General features: G+C 63.5%; 5 protein-coding genes. 2 read left to right on the top strand and 3 right to left on the bottom strand.

Annotation, left to right across the window (positions count from 1 at the left end):
- Window positions 1-90: 90 nt before the first annotated feature.
- On the top strand, window positions 91-966 hold the full coding sequence (locus ACESNG_RS19025) for a DUF4198 domain-containing protein (protein WP_373070372.1): 876 nt from the start codon (window positions 91-93) through the stop codon (window positions 964-966).
- Window positions 967-1,297: 331 nt separating this feature from the next.
- Here the strand turns inward: ACESNG_RS19025 and ACESNG_RS19020 are convergent, their stop codons facing one another.
- Window positions 1,298-1,891, bottom strand: a complete 594-nt coding sequence (locus tag ACESNG_RS19020; protein ID WP_373070370.1) for a hypothetical protein — start codon at window positions 1,889-1,891, stop codon at window positions 1,298-1,300.
- Window positions 1,892-2,048: 157 nt separating this feature from the next.
- Between ACESNG_RS19020 and ACESNG_RS19015 the strand changes: the two genes are divergently transcribed.
- Window positions 2,049-2,420, top strand: coding sequence for a four-helix bundle copper-binding protein (locus ACESNG_RS19015; RefSeq protein ID WP_373058698.1), 372 nt, complete (start codon window positions 2,049-2,051; stop codon window positions 2,418-2,420).
- A 199-nt stretch (window positions 2,421-2,619) separates the two neighbouring features.
- Here ACESNG_RS19015 and ACESNG_RS19010 read toward each other — a convergent pair whose 3' ends face one another.
- Entirely contained in the window at window positions 2,620-2,751 is a 132-nt protein-coding gene (locus ACESNG_RS19010) for a hypothetical protein (protein ID WP_373058696.1), read from the bottom strand.
- Window positions 2,752-3,960: 1,209 nt separating this feature from the next.
- Window positions 3,961-5,520 carry an FAD-dependent oxidoreductase gene (locus tag ACESNG_RS19005; protein WP_373070368.1) on the bottom strand — a complete coding sequence of 520 codons (1,560 nt, stop codon included), beginning with the start codon at window positions 5,518-5,520 and terminating at the stop codon, window positions 3,961-3,963.
- Between the last annotated feature and the right edge of the window lie 162 nt (window positions 5,521-5,682).

The following is a 5,682-nucleotide window of genomic DNA, read 5'->3' as shown; positions in this document are numbered from 1 at the left end:
CACGGGATCTTTACAAGCTGTAAAAGTAGTGCCAGTCTACCGAGTTCGCCACGCCAACACACACTTCCACGTTTTGCCCGAGCGTTGACCATGATGTCGATCGTCCCCCGAAAGAGCACATTGCGCTTCACTCGACGCCTGGGCGGCGTGACCATATTCTGCGCCCTCGCCTCCGCGACGGTCGCCAGTGCGCACGATTTCTGGATCATTCCGCAGGCCTTTTGGTTCGCGCCGAATGCCACCATGGTGGTCTATGGCCGACAGGGCGGTGGCCAGTTCCCGTCCGGGACGGCGGTGCCAGTGGAGCGGGTCGTCGATGCGCGAATCATTGGCGCCACGGCCACAACGACGATCACCGACATGGTGATCGAAGGCACGTCACTGAGGTTACAACACAAACCGACGACGCCGGGTCAATACTTGATCGTGGTCGGATTGGCACCGCGGGTCAACCGACAGACACCGGCCGGCGTGTTGCGATTTCTCAGAGCCGAAGGGGGAGTGGCCGAGGCGGACCGCCTCGAGCGCCAACAGACGTTTGCCGGGCTCGATAGCGTGATCTTTACGGCGGCGTCGTATGCGGCGACACTCGCGCAAGTGGGTTCGGATGGGCCGCGCACGTTCGGGCAGACTGGTGGACTCCGGCTGGCGTTCGTTCCGCTGAGTGATCCTGACCATCTGCACGTGGGCGACACCTTGCAGGTCAAACTCGTGGGCAACGGCCAACCGTTGATGGGCCACGGCTTGGAAGTCGCCGCTGGGTTGGACAGTGCGGCCGCTCCCAATGCCAGCGTCACCCGCGTCACGTACGTCACCGATCAGAATGGTGTCGCGCATGTGCCGCTGTACGCCGCCGGGCCGGTGCTGATGCGTTCCGCCTTTGCGAGCCCCAAGGTTGGCGGAGCGAAGACGGAGTGGGATGTGTCGCGCACCACCTACGTCTTCGCCGTCGGTGATCGCCATTGATCATGGGATGACCGAATGAGGGCGGGGAGTCGAAGCTGAGACCGGCGTACCCTGCTGCGGGACCGTCACGCGTGCGCGAGGTGATGCACGCTGACGGTCCCGCGGCAGGAGCTGGGCTTATCAACGACGGGGAGGCTCGTCGCGTGCTGTTCGTGCAGCTTCTCGCACACGACCTCGATCGGTTTCACGACATCTACGCAACAACTCATGGCTTGATCCTCGTATGCTGATGAGTGAGCGCGCTCGACCATTACCTCGGTTGTAATGGCCAACTGCAGGCCCACACCGCAGGAAATTCTTTGATGCGGCATCAGTAATGTCCCAACGTTTTTCAGAGGAGAACGAGTGGAATGGCCTCGACATCAGCGTCTGAATGACTGGGTTGTAGCGTAAGTAGTTGATGGAGCGGGACTTGCTCGAACAGGGCCACCGGCAGGATCTGTAGCATTTCGTACATGCTCTGCCGGGCAAGCGGTAGACCTTGCTTCGCGATCCAGAGGTGCGGTGCGTCTTCACCGCGTGCTCGCAGGTCCCCACGCATTGCATGATGCACCGGTGCGGCGTGATCCGCGGGAAGCGCCACTCCACCCGTGAACACGTGGGGACACCACTCCTGGTGTTGCGGTGCTTCGCGGGCCTTCGCGATCTTCGCGATCTTCGCGATCTTCGCGATCTTCGCGTGAACGGCGGTGCTGGCGGCTGCCGCGGAGTGATCGGAGAGCCAGCTGGTTCGCGCGAAGCTCGCGGAGCACGCGAAGCGACGCGAAGAACAGCAAAATGAAGGAAATGGGGATCGTACCGACCGACGGGGGCGCGGCGAACCATCAATGCTGTTGTGGCTGTTCTTCGGTGCATGACGGCCTCGCGCGCCTCCGCGCAAAAGACCGACATGCAGCGCCTCGTCGTTCACGTCGAGACCAGACAAAACGACCCCGTTCCCAAGCAAACCAACGACTTACACCGTCCCAATGCCAAAACGTTGGGACACTACTGATGCGGCATAAAATGTGCGACGGCTACGCCGAGTGTGGAGTGAGTGAATCACTCGCGCGCTCCGTAGGCCACCTTTGCTGGAGTCGTTCATGTCCGCCATCGAACTCGGGAAGTATCTGAGAGGCAACGCCACAAAAAACCACGAGTGTCTTGCGGCATGCGTCGAGTGTCTGATCGCCTGCGAGATGTGCTCGGACGCCTGCCTCGACGAGAAGGACGTGGCCATGATGGCCACGTGCATCCGGCTCGACCGCGACTGTGCCGAGGCCTGTGCGGCGGCGATCCGGGTGATGGCTCGCGGAGGTCCTCTTACAGCTGTGCTCTGCGGCGCGTGCGCCGACGCCTGCGATGCGTGTGCGGCGGAATGCGAGAAGCATGCGGCGATGCATGACCACTGCCGGATGTGTGCCGAGGCGTGCCGCAAGTGCGCGGAAGCCTGTCGCAGCATGGCAGGCAAGTAGACGGCGAAACTCACGCGCGGGCACTGACCGTCCACGACTGCGGACTTGTCACTTCGGCGGAGCAGGCGACATGCTGTCCATCATCATCGTCATCATGGACTGTATCAATCCATGCGCTTTTCCATCATCTGGAGGGGGGTCGCGGCATCGCCCTTCATGCCGCCCATGCTAGCCATGTCACCGCCGGACATGCCGTTCATCATGCTCCGCCGTACTGCATGACATTCATGTGCTGGGCCATCAGCGCCTGGCGCTGTTCGCGAGCGCGTAGCGCCGCGACGGCTTGTTCGGTGCCGATGGATCCAATCTCCCAAGCGACATGCGAACGCACCAGAGGCTCCTAGTCTGCGAGCGACGCAGACAACGGCTCGACGTCGCTCGCCCCGCCACGATTGCCCAGCACGACGGCGGCATGGCGTGCCAGCCCACGTCGCTTGGCGCGCTGCATCGGCGCGCCCCGGAACGCGGCGGTAAACTCGTGATGCGACAGCGGGAGCAGTCGGCGAGACAGCGAGACAGCATGAACACCATCAAGGAGGGGTCTTGCTTTGAATGTGAGCTCAATCAGCGGTGACGCGAACGTCACATTCCACGGGCACGCCTCCTGGGACGTATGGCCGTTGACCCATTTTAAGATTCCGTTGAGTACAGGGCGCCGAACGCTACGTAGGGAAAGGTTAGCCTCCGGCGAGATCGTGCCGCCTGAGGCGTAGCACGTGGCCCAGTGCAGGCCTGAGGCGGCATAGTAGCCGCTGTCCAATCGGTACGGGTGATACTGCCGGCGCCGAGCTCCAACGAATCCTTCTCACGTGCCGTCGGCTGATCGCGCTCATGTAGGGCGGTCGGAGCGCGGTCGACCACGCGTTCACTTTTCATGGGCATGTACCGCGACAAGACGGTGAATGGAGCGATCCTCCGTGGGGCAGTCGTCGTCTTCGCCGTCGCACTTTACCTTGCTCGCAGCCAATCGACGATCGGCGACGCTGCGTACATGAAAGCGATGATTCCGCACTATTCCATCGCAATTCTCACGAGCTCGCGCAGGGCTGTCGCCGGTTCTCGAAATGCTCAACGTAGCGATCTGGGCGCTGTGTGTCTTGCACTTCCTCCTCCGCGTGGTGCATGCCACGCGCGCTGACCGCGGCGTACGGCTCATTCGCGTAATCAGCTCCGCATACCGTGGCATACGGACACTCGGCCGGATGATGGGCCGCTGCGGGCCCTTCTACGTCCTCGCCCTCACGCTGCTTGTGAACCTGCGTGGCGCGGCAGGCATCCTCACCATCGAGCGGGAGAGCGTAGGCGGTAGGATCAACGGGTACGGAAGTGCGCTCTGGTGGACCGCGATGACGCTCACCACCATGAGTACGGATGTCTTTCCGCTGCCGCCCGAAGAACGGTTGCTGGGCCTCCTGCTCGCTATGAGGTCGTCGCGCTCAACCGGCGCGCGGGGATTCTCCTGCAGCGTATGGGGTGACGGAGCGACAGTTGGTGGCGGACGAAGGCAATGTTCCTCCAATAGTTTGTTCGAGGTGGTGCCTCAGGGCCCGCGGCCGACTGCGCCGACGCGCTCCATCATCTGTTCCGTACGTAGGCTCAGTTCGTCGCGTGCGACCGTGGCGAGCGCCAGGAGCTGCCCGTCACGTTCGAACCTCACCGCAAGCGCCGAGTCGTCCTCGGTGCCCTCGACCCGTGTCGCGTCCCAGGACTCGGCGTGTCCGACGTAGCGGATGGACATATCGTAGTGGTTGCTCCAGAAGAACGGGACCGGTGTAAATCGCTCGCGCGCGCCGAGTATGTTGCGCGCGGCGGCCTGTCCCATGCGCTGTGCCAACGCCCAGTGCTCTACGCGTATGCGCTGGCCGCTGTGCGGGTCGGGCCACCGCGCGATATCACCGGCGGCGAAGATGCCGGGTATGCTGGTCTCGAGGTACTCGTTCACCAGCACACCGCGATCGAGTGCGATGCCCACATCGGTGGCCAACTCCAGCCGAGGGCGCACGCCGACGCCGATGACCACCAGGTCGGCCGGCAGGCGCGTCCCATCATCGAGCACGACGGCGTCGTCGTCGATCCTGGCCGGCGTGTGCCCGAGGTGGAACGACACACCGTGCTTCTCGTGCAGATCCCGCACGACGGCCCCGAGCTGCGGCCCGAGCACAGGCTCGAGTGGTAGCGACTCGCGCGCCACCACGTGCACGTCCAAGCCCCGGGCACGCAAGGACGCCGCGACCTCGAGTCCGATGAAGCTCGCCCCGACTACCACCGCGCGCCGCGCCGTCTCCGTGGCGGCAATCACCGCGCGGCTATCCGTCAGCGACCGCAGATAGTGCACATGGGGCCGGTCGTCGCCCGGTAGGTCCAGTCGAATGGGCTCGGCGCCGGTAGCGAGCAGCAGCGCGCTGTAGAGCACATCGTCGTGTCCCGCCACGCTTACCGACTTGGCGTCCGGGTTGATGGACGTGACGCGTCCACGCATGATGGAGATCCCGTGCTGCGCGTGAAAGCCGTCGGCACGTAGCGGCATACACTCCTCCGACATCTTGCCGGCGAGAAAATCCTTCGAGACATTGGGGCGATCGTACGGGGCCTCCTCCTCGACATCCACCAACGTCACTTCCCCCTCGAATCCCGATCGGCGGAGCATCTCGGCGGCGGCGGATCCAGCGGCACCGGCACCGATGATCACCACGCGCTCGAGCCTGGTGACATGGTCGGCGTTCGCGGGCACGCGCATCGTGGGGGCGAGCGGGTCCCGTTCGATCTTGTTTGTCACCATCACCTTTCCGTCGCGTTGCTCAACCTGCCAACAGGCGACGGGCGACAGCGCCGGTGCGCGCAACGCCTCGCCAGTGCGCACGTTGAAGCAGGCGTGATGCCATGGGCAGTGAATCGTGTCGCCGTCGAGCACGCCTTCCGCCAACGGGCCGCCATAGTGTGAACAGTGCGCGGAGATCGCGAACACCTCGTCGCCGGTTCTCGAGACGAGCACGGCCTCGCCGTTCGCGTGGCCCAGCAGCATGCCATTCGACGTCAGGTCGCTGAGGTTGATGCCACGTCCGAAATCGGGCCCCTTGAGCGTCGGGTTCTCGCTGGTCATATGCCCTCCAGTGGAAGAAAATCACGAAAGCACCTGCACGAACCTCGCCGTCACGCAGCCGAATGGCCGGCAACTTTGCTCCGTATCGAACGTACACAGTGGCTCTGGGGTATGAACACGTTCGCGAATCCAGTGGTCACTCATCATTGTTGCTGCCGTACT

The organism is Gemmatimonas sp. (assembly GCF_041689975.1).
Lineage (GTDB): Bacteria > Gemmatimonadota > Gemmatimonadetes > Gemmatimonadales > Gemmatimonadaceae > Gemmatimonas.
This window is presented reverse-complemented; position numbering and strand designations above follow the sequence as displayed.

What these genes read in the sequence shown, in the direction of transcription:
- ACESNG_RS19015 (WP_373058698.1), top strand. Translation starts at nt 2,049, where the DNA reads ATGTCCGCCATCGAACTCGGGAAGTATCTGAGAGGCAACGCCACAAAA.
- ACESNG_RS19005 (WP_373070368.1), bottom strand. Translation starts at nt 5,520, where the DNA reads ATGACCAGCGAGAACCCGACGCTCAAGGGGCCCGATTTCGGACGTGGC.
- ACESNG_RS19025 (WP_373070372.1), top strand. Translation starts at nt 91, where the DNA reads ATGATGTCGATCGTCCCCCGAAAGAGCACATTGCGCTTCACTCGACGC.